The organism is Mesotoga sp. HF07.pep.5.2.highcov, assembly GCF_003666285.1.
Taxonomy (GTDB): Bacteria; Thermotogota; Thermotogae; order Petrotogales; family Kosmotogaceae; genus Mesotoga; species Mesotoga prima.
Genome location: NZ_JFHJ01000588.1, coordinates 1 through 1,185, shown reverse-complemented (window position 1 = coordinate 1,185; position 1,185 = coordinate 1). Strand labels below are relative to the sequence as shown.

Annotated in this window: 1 protein-coding gene; it reads right to left on the bottom strand. The window is 37.6% G+C overall.

What is annotated here, in order from left to right; translation table 11 throughout:
• Positions 1-666 (bottom strand): class I SAM-dependent methyltransferase (locus BG32_RS12465; protein WP_147435022.1); only part of this gene is annotated, 666 nt, incomplete at its 3' end.
• Between the last annotated feature and the right edge of the window lie 519 nt (positions 667-1,185).

The following is a 1,185-nucleotide window of genomic DNA, read 5'->3' as shown; positions in this document are numbered from 1 at the left end:
AACAAACTCAAGTCCGACAAGATCGGAAATTACTTGCATTGTTCTGACAGTATAAAAGGATATATGACTCATATCTCTCATGTAGTACCAGTCAAGAAACTGCTGATGATCTTGTGGATGAAAAAGAGTCATGACTGAAAGCAATCCATCATGCTCAAGATAGCCCGAAAGCATTCTAAAATACTTTACGGGTTCCGCAAGGTGTTCGAAAACCTCAGTTGAGGTGATTAGATTGTATTTTTTCCCCTTAAAGACCTCATTTGGCGAGAAGTAAAGATCATAGATGTCCATTTTGAAGCCGTAATCCCTTTCAAGTATAGTTGCAAGCACAGGCGATGGACCACTTCCAAAATCAAATCCTCTTCTTCCTTTTGAGAGGAAAGGCACAACTGCAGAATCGATGAAATCTTTGAAAAACGCAACGTATCGCGGGTCCTCGATGCTATTATTGTGCCTATTATAGATCTTCAGCTCTTCTTCTTCTGAAATCCAATCGGCCGGATCCTTCGAGATGAACTCACAGTTTCCGCAGTGGTGATATTTCACCTTTAATGTGCGATTATAGATCTCTCGCGTTTCAGAACCACAAATTATGCATTCATTTAGCACGTTTAACCATTCCGCAAGTGCCCCCTGTCTTTCCTTGATTATACATTTGATGTCCATGCTTTTGCAGACTCTACCTACTGCCCTTAATCAATCTCAATTCTCCATGTTCCAATTAGAAATTATAAAGTCTGGATCATAACTATTCCAACATTCCTCGAATCTTTGGATCCTTAACCATCTAATCAGTTGACAAATCCCCATTCAAAATTCTACATGATCTATTACATTGAACTTTTTTCTTGTTCTGGAAGAAATACTTATCCACTTTCCAATAATAATTATATTTATCTAAGATTGTTTTAGTTTCTCTCTTGACTTTTTATTATTTTATGTGATATATTATTAATGTCGAAGCAGAGATTAATAAAAAGGAGGTGTGAGAATGAGAAAAGTGAAAGATCCAGCGTCCATAGAAAGAGCAATCAGAAAGTTCAAAGAGAAACTGGCAGGAGAGTCCTTCCCACATTACCTATGAAGGAGGTGAGGAAGATGAGAGGAAGAGAAAGAAAGGTTCATTACAGAGAAAGGGAGACTTACTCAAACATCATTGAAGATTCAATCAGATCAAGAGTAATG